Below are 14,281 nucleotides of genomic sequence, written 5' to 3'. Positions count from 1 at the left end.
TTCAGAATTTCTGTAGAGAACTGTTTTGCTCTTCAGTACACATATATTAGCACTCTCCTTCGATGAGTGCCAATCGCTGGATATTTATCGCCGCGATAGTAAAAATACTATGAGGTTTTTAAGCATCATGTCTTCTGTTATATCAAGCATGCGCGCCGGAGCTTAGGGCTGACTTAATGGTAGACGGGCGGGAAGGGCGTTTCCGTGCGGGACCACACGGAAACGCGGGGGATCAGTTCAGGCGGGACAGGTGGCGCTGCACGGACAGCAGGGCGCCGATGAGGCCGAGGCCGGCGGACAGGGCCAGCAGGCCGCCCATGGCCAGCGGCGGAAGCGGCGCCAGCTGGAATTCGGAGGCATACAATCTTGCGAATTCGGCAATCGCGAGGTTGAGCGGCTGCAGCGCCAGCGACACCGCGCCCAGCGCCACGCCGCCCGCGCACAGGCCCAGCAGCGCGCCGGTGTAGTAGAAGGGGCGGTGGATGAAGCTGTCGGTGGCGCCAATCAGCTTGGATACCAGGATTTCCTCGCGCTGGGTCATCACCTGCAGGCGGATGGTGTTGAAGATCACCGCCACCACCACCGTGCCCAGCGTGGCCGCCAGCAGCAGCAGAGCCAGGCGCAGCACGTTGAGCAGGGCCGCCAGGCGCTTGACCCAGGCCGAATCGACCTGCACCGTGTCGACGCCGGGCAGGGCGCGGATCTGTTCGGCCAGCTGGTCGACGTCGCCGCCGGCCTGGGCGTTGCGGAAGGCGTCGAGCTTGAGCACATAGCTGTCGGGCAGCGGGTTTTCGCCCAGCGTGGTCAGCACGTCGGCCAGGCCGCTCTTGTCCTTGAGCTGGTCGAGCGCCTTTTCACGCGGGGTGAAGACGATCTTGGCCTGCTTGTCACGCACCGTCTGGCGCAGCGACACGGCCAGCGCCTCGGCCTGCTCGCGCGGGGTGTCCTGCTTGAGGAAGATGCTGATTTCGGGATCGACCGACAGCTGCTCCGACATGGGCCGCACATTGTCGAGCAGGGTCAGGCCGGCGAACGGCAGGGCCAGCGCGATCGCCACGACCAATATGTTGAACAAAAAGCCGGCCGGCGAGCGGCGCAGGTGCACCAGGGCCGCGGCCAGCGCGTAACGGTGTTGGCGGAACCAGAGCGTCATGCCGCTACCTCCAGTTGACCTTGCTTGAGGTGGATCACGCGCGCGGCGGCGTCCAGCATCTGCTCGTCGTGGCTGGAAATCAGGCAGGTGACGCCGACCGAGTGGAAGGCCTTGAGCGCGTCGAGCACCTTGTCGGCGCTGGCGCGGTCGAGGTTGGCGGTGGGTTCGTCGGCCAGGATCACCTGCGGCCGGTTGACGATGGCGCGCGCGATCGATACCCGCTGCTGCTCGCCGCCGGACAGGGCCAGCGGCTGGGCGTCGGCGCGTTCGAGCAGGCCGACCTTGTCGAGCGCGGCGCGGGCGCGCTGCTCGGCCTGGGCGCGCGAGGCGCCCGTCACCAGCAGCGGCAGCATGACGTTGGCCAGGATGGAACGGTCGGTCAGCAGGCGCTGCTGCTGGAAGATCAGGCCGAGGTTGCGGCGCAGGAAGGGCACGGCGGCCGGCTTGATGCGGGCGATGTCCTGGCCGTTGACGATGACCTGGCCGGCGCTGGGGCGCTCCATGGCGGCGATCATCTTCAGCAGCGTGGACTTGCCCGCGCCCGAAGGGCCGGCCAGGAACACCAGCTCGCCCTTGGCGACGGTCAGCGAGATATCGCGCAGCGCCGTGGTGTCGGCTCCATAGTGTTTCGAGACGTTACGGAATTCGATCATGGAGAGGGCTTATCCCAGCAGGGCGTCGACGAACTCGGCGGCGACGAAGGGTTGCAGGTCTTCGATCTTCTCGCCGATGCCGATGAAGTAGACCGGCACCGGACGCACGCGGGCGATGGCGGCCAGCACGCCGCCCTTGGCGGTGCCGTCCAGCTTGGTGATCACCAGGCCGGTCAGCTGCAGGGCGTCGTCGAAGGCCTTGACCTGGGCCAGCGCATTCTGGCCGGTGTTGCCGTCGATGACCAGCAGCGTTTCGTGCGGCGCGCCGTCGAGGCCCTTGCCGATCACGCGCTTGATCTTTTTCAGCTCTTCCATCAGGTGCAGCTGGGTCGGCAGGCGGCCGGCGGTGTCGATCATCACCACGTCCAGGCCCTTGGCCTTGCCGGACTGGACGGCGTCGAAGGACACCGCAGCCGGGTCGCCCGACGCTTGCGAGATGACGGTGATGTTGTTGCGCTGGCCCCAGACCATCAGCTGTTCGCGGGCGGCGGCGCGGAAGGTGTCGCCGGCGGCCAGCAGCACGGACTGGCCGTGCGACTGCATGTGCTTGGCCAGCTTGCCGATGGTGGTGGTCTTGCCGGCGCCGTTGACGCCGGCGATCATCATCACGGTCGGCTGGTGGCGGCCCAGCTCGAACGGGCGTTGCAGCGGCGTCAGCAGCTCGATCATCAGCAGCTTGAGCGCGGCCTTGACGGCGGCGGCGTCGAGCAGCTTGTCGTCCTTGACCTTTTGTTTCAGCGCATCGAGCAGGTATTCGGTGGCGTCGATGCCGGCGTCGGACATCAGCAGCGCCGCTTCCAGCTCTTCATAGAGCGCGTCGTCGATCTTGGCGCCGACGAACAGGATGGACAGGTTGCTCGACGTCTTGGACAGGCCGGCCTTCAGGCGCGACATCCACGACAGTTTGGGCGCGGGTTCCTCGATGGGCAGCAGATCGGGCAGGTCGGACGCTACGGCTGCTGGGGACGGGACTGGTGCCGCGGCTGGCGCGGGCGCCACTGGCACTTCGGGGGCGACGGGTTTTTTCTTGAAGAAACTAAACATGGATATGTGGTTGGGGGCGCTTCAAGCTGATGTCCGGCAGCGCCGGACACGGGGAAATGCGGGTATTTTACCAGAGCGCGGCGCGGCGGCCTCTTTATGCTACCGGAATGACAAGATTTCAGCCGGCGGCGGCGGCGTGGCGCAAGCGCCATTCGGCGATGGCGCCGCTGATGTCGGACAGCGCATACACCCGCACATGGGATGGGCGCCGGCGGCGCAGCGCGGCGTTGCCGCCGCCGGCCCACAGTTCGACGCCGCCGCCGAGGCGGGTGTGCAGCTCGGTCAGGCCGTCGAGCGCCTGGCGGGCGTTCATCGCCACCGAGAAGGACAGGGCGATGATGTCGACCCGCTGCACGCGCGCCGCCTCGACGATGTCGAGCAGCGGCGTCTGCACGCCCAGCGAGATGCAGTGCGCGCCCTCGGCCACGCACATCGCTTCGGCCATCAGCAGGCCCAGGCCGTGGCGTTCCTGCGGCAGCGTGGTCAGCATGATGCGCGGTGCGCCCAGGTTGCTGGCGTTGGCCTGCGGCATGGCGAAGATGGCGCTGCGCATCACCACCGTCAGCGACTCGGTATATAAGTGTTCTTCGAACGTGGCGAGGGAGCCGCCGGCCCAGGCTTCGCCGATCAGGCTGGTCAGCGGCGCCACCAGCTCGATCACGAAACTCTTCAGGCCCATCATCAGCAGCGCCTGCGACAGCTTGCGGCGCAGCGCTTCCATCTGGTGGCTCTTGCACAGGTCCAGATAGCTTTGCAGCTCCGGCGGCGGCACGGTGGCGCCGTGCTGGCTGACGGCGGCCTGGCCGGTGAGGGCGCGCAGCTCGTCGGTGCTGTACTGGATCACCTTGCCGGGACGGTAGCCCAGGTCGATCAAGCGCTTGACCAGGCGCAGCTTGTGCACTTGCTCGATCGGATAGACGCGTTCGCCGTTGGGGTCGCGCAGGGGCTGGGGAAAGTCGTAACGCCGTTCCCACACGCGCAGGGTTTCCTTGGCGACGCCGGTGTCGCGCTCAACGTCGCTGATCGTGCTCGGAACTGTTTGTGAGGAAACTTTAGTAGTCATCAGGCATACGCGGCCGCCATTTTTTTGACAGTCGCAAGGGTTGGCACAGGGTCCGGGTGCACAGTGCGCTGGCGGCCGGGCCGTGACAACGCGACCTGCATTTTACATTCGATTTGCGCCCGAAAGTATCGCGTCTCCATTGTGTTTTGCCTCGCGCAAGCCATAGAAAAGAGCTTGTCCACGACACACAGTTGACATCCAGAACTAATGAACTGAATATCGGTTTTGCCCCACCGATGTCCTGGACAAAATAATTTGTCGCCGTGAAAAAAATATCGGGCGGCTGTTGTAGGCAGCGCAAATTCCGGGGCGGCGGGGGCGCTGGATTGCTCTGGATCAAGTTCAGCCCACCTGCCAGCCGCATGCATGGAATTCATGTGACGGATGAGCGTTTCTCACCGCATTCCCTACGAATTTGCAAGTAGAGATGGTGGTTTTGTCTCCAATATGCAACAGGTAGCAATTTCTTACAAATTGCTGATGCACTGCAACACCTTGCGCGCGCGACAAAATTTCCTACACAAATAAAGCGCTAACACTAGGAGCAAAGTTGGTTTCCGGGCTATTTTGCCGTTTGAAACTGCCAAACAAAGTCCTGAGTTGTAAGCTTATTACCATTGAGTCGAGGCGGGCGACGGGGCGCTTCAGTATAAAATGGCGTCAGAAATAGCAAAGTGGCTATTTTTACTTGGTCCGACAACGATGTAGTCACGCATGCATAGATCTTGCATTTGTTACTCGGGCAGCCCGCACAACGGGGTGCTGCAATGGATGCATCGGGCGGAAATACCGGGCTAGTTGGCTGACTCGGCAGGAAATATTGCGATGCGGTAAAATGCGGGTGTTTTGAATTTCTGGCAAGAGTGACTGTGGTTAACATGAACGCTTTTACACTTGGCAGACCAGCAAAGCATCAGTATAGTGCCGCCTCCGGCGCAATTTGCGTCGCGATAAAGCCGGCGTCGATTTAATCGGCCGCAATTTAAGTGAACGCGTCCCGCACCTGGGACCGCATCGTGGCAGCTGGGGAGTTTGCCCTCACGCACAGACGGCGCTGCAGATGGCGCCGATAAGCACCGAACACGCCGCAATACTAGCTTTACCTTTTTACAGCAACACAACTGAAGGAAACACGTAATGAAAAAATCCCTTATCGCCATGGCCGTCCTGGGCGCAATGAGCTCCGCAGCGTTCGCTCAATCGAACGTCACGATCTACGGTATCGTCGATGCCGGTATCGTTAGCGAGCGCGGCGGCGTTGCCAACACCACCAAAGTAACCAGCGGCGTAGGCTCGGCCTCCCGTCTGGGTTTCAAAGGTACGGAAGATCTGGGCGGTGGTCTGAGCGCTGTCTTCGTGCTGGAATCGGGCATCAAAGCTGACACCGGCGAGTCCGATGTTGCTGGTTCGATCGCTAACCGTCAATCGTACGTTGGTCTGAAATCGACCACCGCTGGTCAACTGACCCTGGGTCGCCAGTACACCCCGTACTACGAAACCCTGCGCGACGTGGCTGACCCGTTCGCTCTGGGCTACGCTGGTACTGCTAAAAACCTGTTCGGCGTGGCTGGCAACAACACCCGCAACAGCAACGCTATCGTTTACCAGTCGCCATCGCTGGCTGGTTTCCAAGGCGAGATCTCCTACTCGGTAGGCGAGCAAGCTGGCGACGCATCGGCACAACGTCAAATCGGCGGCTGGGCTGGCTACTCGAACGGTCCTCTGAACGTTCGCGTTGCTTACAACGCACGTAACAACGACACCGTTGCTCCTAAACTGAGCACCGACGTTGGCCACAACACCCTGATCGCTGCTAACTACGACTTCGTCGTTGTTAAAGCTTACGCTGCTTTCAGCAAAGACAAGGGCACCAACAGCTCGCCACTGGCTAACGCTTCGAACCCATTCGGCTACGCAGTTGCTCCAGCGGCTACCCGCGACAGCAACGTTGCTCTGATCGGCGCTACCGCTCCTATCGGCGCGAACGGCACCCTGATGGCTTCGTACACCCGCAAGAACGACAAAGAAGTCGCTAACCACGATGCAGATCAGTGGGCAGTTGGCTACTCGTACGCTCTGTCGAAGCGCACCAGCACCTACGTTGCTTACGCTAAGATCAAAAACAAAAACGGCGCTAGCTACACCGTTGGTAACAACAGCGAAGCCGGTTCGGGCGACAAGGCTTTCAATCTGGGCCTGCGTCACTCCTTCTAATCTGATCTGATCAGTTAGAATCCACAACGGCTGCCTGGTGCAGCCGTTGTTCATTTCTGAAAGCCGTTACGATGATGACTACCCGACGTGCCGCCCTGGCCAGCGCCATCTTGCTGGCGTCCTGCGCGGTGATCGCCGCGCCGAAGATGGCGCGCAAGCCGGCGGCGCCGGCCGGCACCCTGCCGCGCTACGGCATGCTGGTGTATTCCGACCTGTGCGTGCATGCGGACAGCGGCGAGTTCGGCGGCCAGCGCATCACGCTGCAACGGTTTTCAGAAGTGGACACGGTGTTGTATGAGTACACGGCCGGCGGCTTGAGCTGGCCGGTGGTGGCCAGCGAGGTGACGATCGATCCGCGCGGCAAGCAGCTGTACTTCATGGTGCAGCCGCCGGACGAGGACGAGCGCGTCATCAGCGGCAAGCTGGCCGACGGCGGCAAGACGCTGGTGCTGGATGGCGGCTACTGCGGCGACCAGTCGGTGCCGATGCGCTTGTCGCTGGTGACGGACTTCGGCCGCAAGGCCGGCGCCTGCCGCGCCTGTCCGGTGCCGAAGAAGAAAAAAGAAATGGAAGAAGCGCCGGAGGCGCCAGAATCGCCGGCGCCGATGATCGAGGCCGGCAAGACTACTACCGCCGGCCTGTGAGCCGGCGGTTTTTTTGACGCTTACTTCGCGGCCTTGGCCGCTTGCGCGTTCTTGCGGATGGTTTCCAGCGTGGCGCCCGGGGTGATCAGGTTGCCGTCGTAGCGCAGCTCGATCACGGCCGGCAGCTGCTTGCTGTTGGCGTAGGCCAGCGCGCGCTCCAGCGCCGGCGCGAAGTCCGCCGTCGCTTCCACCACTTCACCATGGCCGCCATAGGCCACCGCCAGCGCGGCGAAGTCCGGGTTGTGCAGCTGCGTGCCGGACACGCGGCCAGGGTAGTGCAGCTCCTGGTGCATGCGGATGGTGCCGAACATGCCGTTATTGAACACGATGATGACCACGCCCGCGCGGTACTGCACGGCGGTGGCTAGCTCCTGGCCGTTCATCATGTACTCGCCGTCGCCGGCGAAGGTGATCACGGTGCGCTCCGGGGCTATGATCTTGGCGGCCACGCCGGCCGGCACGCTGTAGCCCATGGCGCCGCTGGTCGGCGCCAGCTGGGTGCGCATGCCGCCGTAGCGGTGGAAGCGGTGCGCCCAGGTGGCGTAGTTGCCGGCGCCGTTGGTGATGATGGTGTCGTGCGGCGTGATGCGGTCGATCTGCTGCACCACCTGCCACAGGTCCAGCGGCGCTTTGCCGTCCTGGAAGATGGGCGGCTGCTGCTGCCATGCGGCCAGGTCGGCCTTGGCTTCGGCCACGGTGCCGCGCCACGCGGCGCTGTCGACCGGCGCCATCGCGGCCAGCATTGCCGCCACTTGCGGCATGCCGCTGTTGATCATCAGCTCGGCCTGGTAGACGCTGCCCAGTTCCTCGGCATCGGCGTGCACGTGGATCAGGCGCTGGGCCGGCACCGGCGCGGCGATCAGCGCGTAGCCGCCGGTGGTCATCTCGCCCAGGCGCGGGCCGATGGCCAGGATCACGTCGGCTTCGCGCACGCGCGCGGCCAGCTTGGGATTGATGCCGATGCCGACGTCGCCGATGTAATTCGGATGGTCGTTGTCGAGCAAGTCCTGGAAGCGGAAGGCGCACGATACCGGCAGGTGGTTGGCGTCGGCGAAGGCTTGCAGGTCGGCGCAGGCTTGCGCGTTCCAGCCGCCGCCGCCCAGCAGGACCAGCGGCTTCTTGGCGCCGGCCAGCAGCGAGCGCACCTGGTCGATCTGCGCGGCCGACGGCGAGGCTTGCACCGGCTGGTAGCCGCGGGTGTCGGCCACGCTGGCAACGGCGGTCAGCATGTCTTCCGGCAGCGCCAGTACCACCGGGCCGGGACGGCCGCTGGTGGCGATCTGGAAGGCGCGGGCGATGTATTCCGGCACGCGGTCGGCGCGGTCGATCTGCGCCACCCACTTGGCCATCTGGCCGTACATGCGGCGGTAGTCGATTTCCTGGAAGGCTTCGCGGTCGACGAAGTCGTTGCCGACCTGGCCGATGAACAGGATCATCGGGGTCGAATCCTGGAAGGCGGTGTGCACGCCGATCGAAGCGTTGGTGGCGCCCGGGCCGCGCGTGACGAAGCAGATGCCGGGCTTGCCGGTCATCTTGCCGTAGGCGTCGGCCATGAAGGCGGCGCCGCCTTCCTGGCGGTTGATGATGAAGCGGATGTCGGAGTCGTGCAAGGCGTCGAGCACGTCGAGGTAGCTTTCGCCGGGCACGCCGAAGGCGGTGTCCACGCCGTGGATCTTCAGGGCGTCGACCAGGATCTGGCCGCCGGTGCGGGATGGTTGCGTCATGTCTGGCCTTATCGGTATAGGTATCCTGCATTCTACGGCCGGGAAAAGGCTGCGGCTTTTCTAATGGCGACACCAAATTTCAGATTTGCAGGGGCGGGCTGTTACAATAGCGGTTGAAGCAAGCCAGACAGCCGCTGGCCAGCGCGTAATGCCTGGCGGGAGGAAGGTCCGGACTCCATAGAGCGGGGTGACGGTTAACGGCCGTCCGCTGAAAGCCTTTCGGGGTATAAGGCGAGGAATAGGGCCACAGAGACGAGCGTATTAAGTTACGGTGAAACGCGGTAACCTCCACCTGGTGCAATTCCAAATAGGCACGCGATGATGCTGCTCGCGGAGCGTGCGGGTAGGAAGCTTGAGCGCTGGAGTAATCCAGCGCCTAGAGGAATGGCTGTCATAGCGCAGGTTCGCCTGCGCCGTAACAAAATCCGGCCTATCGGCTTGCTTCAACTAATAACGATGTTCGCGGCTGCCGCGGGACCGACGCGCACGCCGCGGCACCCCCGGGGACTTTGCCGATGAAAAAATACATACTGGCCTTGGATCAAGGCACTACCAGCTCGCGCGCCATCCTGTTCGACCATCAGGGCCGCATCTGCGGCAGCGCGGCGCAGGAATTCCCTCAACATTTCCCTCAGCCCGGCTGGGTCGAGCACGACCCCAACGAGATCTGGAACAGCCAGCTCACGGTGGCGCGCAAGGTCTTGCACGACAACCATGTCGACGGCGGCCAGATCCTGGCGATCGGCATCGCCAACCAGCGCGAGACCACCGTGGTGTGGGACCGCAAGAGCGGCGAACCCATCGCGCCGGCCATCGTCTGGCAGGACCGCCGCACGGCCGACACCTGCGAGGCGCTGCGCGCCGACGGCAAGGCCAAGAAAATCACCGACATCACCGGCCTGGAGCTGGACGCCTATTTTTCCGCCACCAAGCTCAAGTGGCTGCTCGACCACGTGCCGGGCGCGCGCGAGCGGGCGCGGCACGGCGCGCTGGCCTTCGGCACCATCGACAGCTGGCTGACCTACAAGCTGACCGGCCGCCATGTGACGGACGTCAGCAACGCCGCCCGCACCATGCTGTTCAACATACACCTGATGCGCTGGGACCACGATCTGCTGCAACTGTTCGACATCCCCGAGGAGATGCTGCCGCAGGTGGTGTCGTCGAGCGAGGAGGTGGGCCATACCAGGGCCGCGCTGTTCGGCGCCGAGATCCCGGTGGCCGGCATCGCCGGCGACCAGCAGGCCGCCACCTTCGGCCAGGCTTGCCTGAAGCCTGGCATGGTCAAGAATACTTACGGCACCGGCTGCTTCATGATGATGCATCTGGGCCGGCATCCGGTGGCGTCGCATAACCGGCTGCTGACTACGGTGGGCTGGCGCGTCGACGGCGCCACCGATTACCTGCTGGAGGGTAGTGTCTTCATGGGCGGCGCCACGGTGCAGTGGCTGCGCGACGGGCTGGGCATCATTCAGCAGTCGGGCGATGTCGAGGCGCTGGCCGCCAGCGTGCCGGACAACGGCGGCGTGTTCATGGTGCCGGCGTTTGTCGGGCTGGGCGCGCCGCATTGGGATCCGTATGCGCGCGGCGCGCTGGTCGGTCTGAGCCGGGGCAGCAACCGCGGCCACATCGCCCGCGCCGCGCTGGAGGCGATCGCCTATCAAAGCGCGGAGCTGATGGCGGCGATGCAGAAAGATGTCGAGGCCTCGCACCGCGACATTCCGCTGACCGAAGTGCGCGCCGACGGCGGCGCGGCCCGCAACGATCTGCTGATGCAGTTCCAGGCCGATCTGCTGGGCGTGCCGGTGGTGCGGCCCACCGTGACCGAGACCACGGCGCTGGGCGCGGCCTATCTGGCCGGGCTGGCGGTGGGCTACTGGGAGACGCAGGAAGAGATCGCCGCGCAGTGGTCGTGCGATCGCCGCTTCGAGCCCGCCATGTCGGCCGATCGCCGCGCCGAACTGCTGGGGCAGTGGGGCCGCGCGGTCGAGCGCTCGCGTGGTTGGGACACTGCGCGGTAGCGATCCGCGAAAAACAGTCTTCAGTCCATGGTCGCCGCAGTAGGCCCCATGTGCCTTCGGGCAGGAACAGCGTTTTCCATTGGTAGCCGCGCGGTACGGCTGGCGATGCTTCGCTTGGGGTTGCGAGCCATAGCCGGATCGCGGCATCGCCGGTTTCGCGCAGCCGCTCCATCAGTGCGAGCAGGGTGGCGGGGGAGACCTGCACGCTCATTCTGGCAAACGTACTTTTCTCCTTACTGGAATCTACTGAATTCTGCTTCTGCCTACTGAGTTAGACCGGCGCAGTAGCTGGAAGTTCAATTCAGTAGATTTCAGGAGAAGATTCAGTAGGTTTGCCAGAAGGAGAATGGGGTTGCACCCCCTGTGTCTATTCTCACGGCAAGGTTCCCGCGCGCGAAAGGATGAGGTAAGATGGAATATCTTGCCACCTAAGCAACTGGAGGAGCGATGCAAAATGTCGAGTTGAATGCGATCGAAATCCTGTTCGATGAACTGAGCGATGTCGCGTTTTTCGTCAAGGACCGGGACGGCCGCTACCTGGCCGCCAACCGCACGCTTGTGCGGCGCTGCGGCCTGCGCACCAAGCAGGAAATCGTCGGCAAGACGGTGCTGGAAGTGCATCCGCGCCATCTGGCGCAGACCTATATGGCGCAAGACCGCGAGGTGATCGAGGCCGGCCACACCATCAACAAGCACCTGGAACTGCACCTGTATCCCAATCGCCGCCACGGCTGGTGCCTGACCCACAAGACGCCGCTGCGCAACGATGCCGGCGCCATCGTCGGCCTGGTCGGCACCTCGCACGACCTCGGGCTGGCAGACGACTTGCATCCTGTGTACCGCCAGATCGCCAGCATCGCCCAGCACATCCGCGATCACTACCGCGAGCCGCTGTGCCTGAACCAGCTGGCGCAGGACGCCGGCCTGCCGCTGGCGCGCGTGGAGCGCCTGTTCCAGCGGGTGTTCCACTACAGCCCGCGCCAGCTGCTGCTGCAGTCGCGGCTGGACGGCGCGCTGGCGCTGATCGAGGCCGACCCGGCCCGCAGCATCGCCGACATCGCCAACGATTGCGGTTATTCGGACCACAGCGCCTTCAGCCGGCAGTTCAAGGCGCTGACCGGCATGACGCCGATGCAGTACCGCGCGCAGCAGCATGGCGAGCGCCCACAAGCTGCGCCGAGCATGGCGTCGTGGGCGGAACTGCGCGCCTGACCTCAAAACTGTGGTATTTCGGCGCAAGCACTGTGCCGATCCCACGTCCCCGGCTGTTTAAATATAGCGAACCGCCGCGCACCCATCGGTGCGCGCAATGCCTTGCAAACTCATCAAGCTAGTATCACCCAGCCGACCCGCCCACAAGGCGCGCGGCGAATACTTATAACTATCTTGAAGAGAGGCAGACATGTCGTTATCGAGGAATATCCTGTATCTAGGCGGCCTATGCGCCGTCAGCCTGGCCGTTGCCGCCCATGCCGACAACGGCGGCGATCCCGCCGCAGACAAACACGGCCGCCTGAAACAGGCGCCCATGCCGCACCAGCGCCAAACCCTGCCGCCATCGGTCGAGCAGCAGAAGTACCAGCTGGCGCCGACCACCAAGCCGCGCTACGACCTGCTGCCGCGCCAGCAGCGCAACAGCCTGACGCCGCTGAGCGCCACGCCGGAATGCAAGGACATGACCAAGCTGGCCACCTACAGCGGCGCCGCGCTGGCCGACTACCTGGTCAGCCTGCCGGACTTTGAATGCACCTACGGCCTGTTCTCGCTGACGCCGGCGCAGGGCGCGACGGTCTACTCGGACGCCAACCTGAGCGCCATCGCCAGCCGCTTCACGCAGGAAGCCGGCAGCTACAACGCCAGCAATATGGCGCTGGTCAACCTGGCGCTGTACCTGCGCGCCGGCTACTACCTGGCCGAAGGCGGCACCATCGCCCAGCCGGCGCAATCGGTGAAGACGACGCTGCGCACGCCGATCAAGCAGCTGGCCGAGAGCACCCGGCTGTACGCGCCCAACGCGGTGGCCTACACCACGGCCGGCGAAACGCTGCGCCTGATCACCAATATGCATGACGAAGCCTTCTACCTGCCCAGCATGAAAGCCCTGGTGCAGCGCTACACCAACAGCGCGAACACGCCGAACGCGGTCGATGGCCTGCGCAACGCCAGTGCCAGCGGCGGCTTCACGTCGGCGCTGACGGTGCTGTTCTATTCCCACTTCCGTCCCGACGCCGCGCCGGTAGTGCAGAACGACCTGTCGTATGCGACCGCGCTGAACAACTTCGTAATCTCCAACAAGACCGCGCTGCTGGGCGGCGACTACAGCTACCAGCTCAACGATGCGACCAACGAGGCATTCCGCTTCATGCAGTATCCGGCGCTCAAGGCCGGCGTCAAGCCTATGGTGTTGAACATGCTGGCCACCACCAGCCTGACCAGCGCCGACAGCGACCTGTGGCTGGCCGCCGCCAGCGCCGTCAAGTACTACGACAACGAGAACTGCGCCCAGTACGGCACCTGCGACTTCACCACCAAGCTGGCCAACGCCATCCTCAAGTACAGCAAGTCGTGCAGCCCGACGCTGCGCATCCGTGCCCAGGACATGACGCCGGCGCAAATGCAGGACAGCTGCGACAAGCTGGCGACCGAGGAAAACTATGCGCACGAGATGTTGAAGACCAAGCGCATCCCTGTCGCCAACGACAACAACACCTCGCTGGAACTGGTGGTGTTCGACGACTACACCAACTACAGCAAGTACGCCTCCATCATCTACGGCATCAGCACCGACAACGGCGGCATGTACCTGGAAGGCGAGCCTGACGTGCCCGGCAACCAGGCCCGCTTCATCGCCCACGAAGCTTCGTGGCTGCGTCCGACCTTCCAGGTGTGGAACCTGGAGCACGAGTATGTGCACTACCTGGACGGCCGCTTCGACATGCTGGGCGATTTCGGCCAGGCCACGTCGGTGCCGACCGTGTGGTGGATCGAAGGCATCGCCGAGTACCTGTCGCTGAAGAATAACAACCAGGTCGCGATCGACATCACCAAGACCGGCACCTACCGCCTGAGCCAGATCTTCGGCAACACCTACAGCATGAACGACTATGTGATCCGCGCCTATCGCTGGGGTTACATGGCTACCCGCTTCATGATGGAGCGCCACCGCGCCGACGTCGATGCCGTGCTGGGCATGTTCCGCATCGGCGACTACAGCGGCTACCAGAGCTTTATGGCCCGCATCGGCACCAGCTACGACGCCGAGTTCGCCGACTGGGTCAACAGCGCCACCACGGCCGGCCAGCCGCCCATGCCTGAACCGCAACTGCCGGCCTGCGCCTCGACCAGCTACCTGGGCAAGAACTGCGGCATCGGCGGCCTGGGTTCGTCCACCGCGGCTTACGTCTACCTGATGGTGCCGGCCGGCGCCACCAATGTGAAGATCTTCAGCCGCGGCGGCAGCGGCGACGCCGACATGTACGTGGCGCTGGACCGCTACCCGACCGTCGCATCGTACGACATGGTGTCGGCCGCGGCCGGCAACTCGGAAAACGTCAGCATCGCCAATCCGGTGGCCGGCCACTGGTACTACATCATGCTGAAGGCTAAAACCAGCTTCAGCGGCGTGACGGTGTACGCGACCTACGATTGACTTCGCTGAAGCGGTCTTAGAAAGCGCTTAAAACGGCAGCCGCCCGGCTGCCGTTTCCCGATTTCCGGCCACGGATTTCGTATAATGCGGCGTGGCGGTGCGGCGGCTGACTTGTC

At 63.9% G+C, this 14,281-nt stretch carries 10 protein-coding genes and 1 other RNA gene; 6 read left to right on the top strand and 5 right to left on the bottom strand.

The annotated features are described in order from the left end of the window. Positions 1–232 precede the first annotated feature (232 nt). The 4 genes from ftsX to GEV01_RS13710 form a co-directional block, all read right to left on the bottom strand. Positions 233–1,153: a permease-like cell division protein FtsX gene (gene ftsX, locus GEV01_RS13725; protein ID WP_152805110.1), complete on the bottom strand. Its 921-nt coding sequence runs from the start codon at positions 1,151–1,153 to the stop codon at positions 233–235. Further along, positions 1,150–1,806, bottom strand: coding sequence for a cell division ATP-binding protein FtsE (locus tag GEV01_RS13720; protein WP_152805108.1), 657 nt, complete (start codon positions 1,804–1,806; stop codon positions 1,150–1,152). The genes ftsX and GEV01_RS13720 overlap by 4 nt, the downstream gene beginning before the upstream one ends. Before the next feature lie 9 nt (positions 1,807–1,815). Beyond that, positions 1,816–2,850, bottom strand: coding sequence for a signal recognition particle-docking protein FtsY (gene ftsY, locus GEV01_RS13715; protein WP_152805105.1), 1,035 nt, complete (start codon positions 2,848–2,850; stop codon positions 1,816–1,818). 118 nt (positions 2,851–2,968) lie between these two features. Further along, the gene (locus GEV01_RS13710) at positions 2,969–3,913 is read right to left on the bottom strand and encodes a MerR family transcriptional regulator (protein ID WP_152805103.1); all 945 of its coding nucleotides are present in this window, start codon (positions 3,911–3,913) and stop codon (positions 2,969–2,971) included. Positions 3,914–5,050: 1,137 nt separating this feature from the next. Between GEV01_RS13710 and GEV01_RS13705 the strand changes: the two genes are divergently transcribed. Together GEV01_RS13705 and GEV01_RS13700 are read left to right on the top strand one after the other, a co-directional pair. Next, a complete protein-coding gene (locus GEV01_RS13705; RefSeq protein WP_152805101.1) occupies positions 5,051–6,127 on the top strand; it encodes a porin in 1,077 nt (358 codons plus the stop codon). A 71-nt stretch (positions 6,128–6,198) separates the two neighbouring features. Beyond that, complete coding sequence (locus tag GEV01_RS13700) at positions 6,199–6,771, top strand: hypothetical protein (RefSeq protein ID WP_152805099.1); 573 nt, start codon at positions 6,199–6,201, stop codon at positions 6,769–6,771. Positions 6,772–6,791: 20 nt separating this feature from the next. Here GEV01_RS13700 and GEV01_RS13695 read toward each other — a convergent pair whose 3' ends face one another. Then, positions 6,792–8,495 (bottom strand): thiamine pyrophosphate-binding protein, encoded by a 1,704-nt coding sequence (locus tag GEV01_RS13695; protein WP_152805097.1) that lies wholly within the window; start codon positions 8,493–8,495, stop codon positions 6,792–6,794. 115 nt (positions 8,496–8,610) lie between these two features. Here GEV01_RS13695 and rnpB point away from each other — a divergent pair. The 4 genes from rnpB (at position 8,611) to GEV01_RS13675 (ending at position 14,165) form a co-directional block, all read left to right on the top strand. After that, positions 8,611–8,944: RNase P RNA component class A (gene rnpB, locus GEV01_RS13690), an RNA gene on the top strand. 66 nt (positions 8,945–9,010) lie between these two features. After that, a complete protein-coding gene (gene glpK, locus GEV01_RS13685; RefSeq protein ID WP_152805095.1) occupies positions 9,011–10,516 on the top strand; it encodes a glycerol kinase GlpK in 1,506 nt (501 codons plus the stop codon). A 447-nt stretch (positions 10,517–10,963) separates the two neighbouring features. After that, positions 10,964–11,728, top strand: a complete 765-nt coding sequence (locus GEV01_RS13680; protein ID WP_070357993.1) for an AraC family transcriptional regulator — start codon at positions 10,964–10,966, stop codon at positions 11,726–11,728. A 190-nt stretch (positions 11,729–11,918) separates the two neighbouring features. Beyond that, positions 11,919–14,165, top strand: a complete 2,247-nt coding sequence (locus tag GEV01_RS13675) for a M9 family metallopeptidase (RefSeq protein WP_152805093.1) — start codon at positions 11,919–11,921, stop codon at positions 14,163–14,165. The last annotated feature ends 116 nt before the right edge of the window (positions 14,166–14,281 follow it).

It is taken from the genome of Rugamonas rivuli (genome assembly GCF_009380165.1).
Classification (GTDB): Bacteria; Pseudomonadota; Gammaproteobacteria; order Burkholderiales; family Burkholderiaceae_D; genus Rugamonas; species Rugamonas rivuli.
The sequence above is the reverse complement of the archived record's forward strand: the minus strand, read 5'-3'. Positions and strand labels throughout refer to the sequence as shown.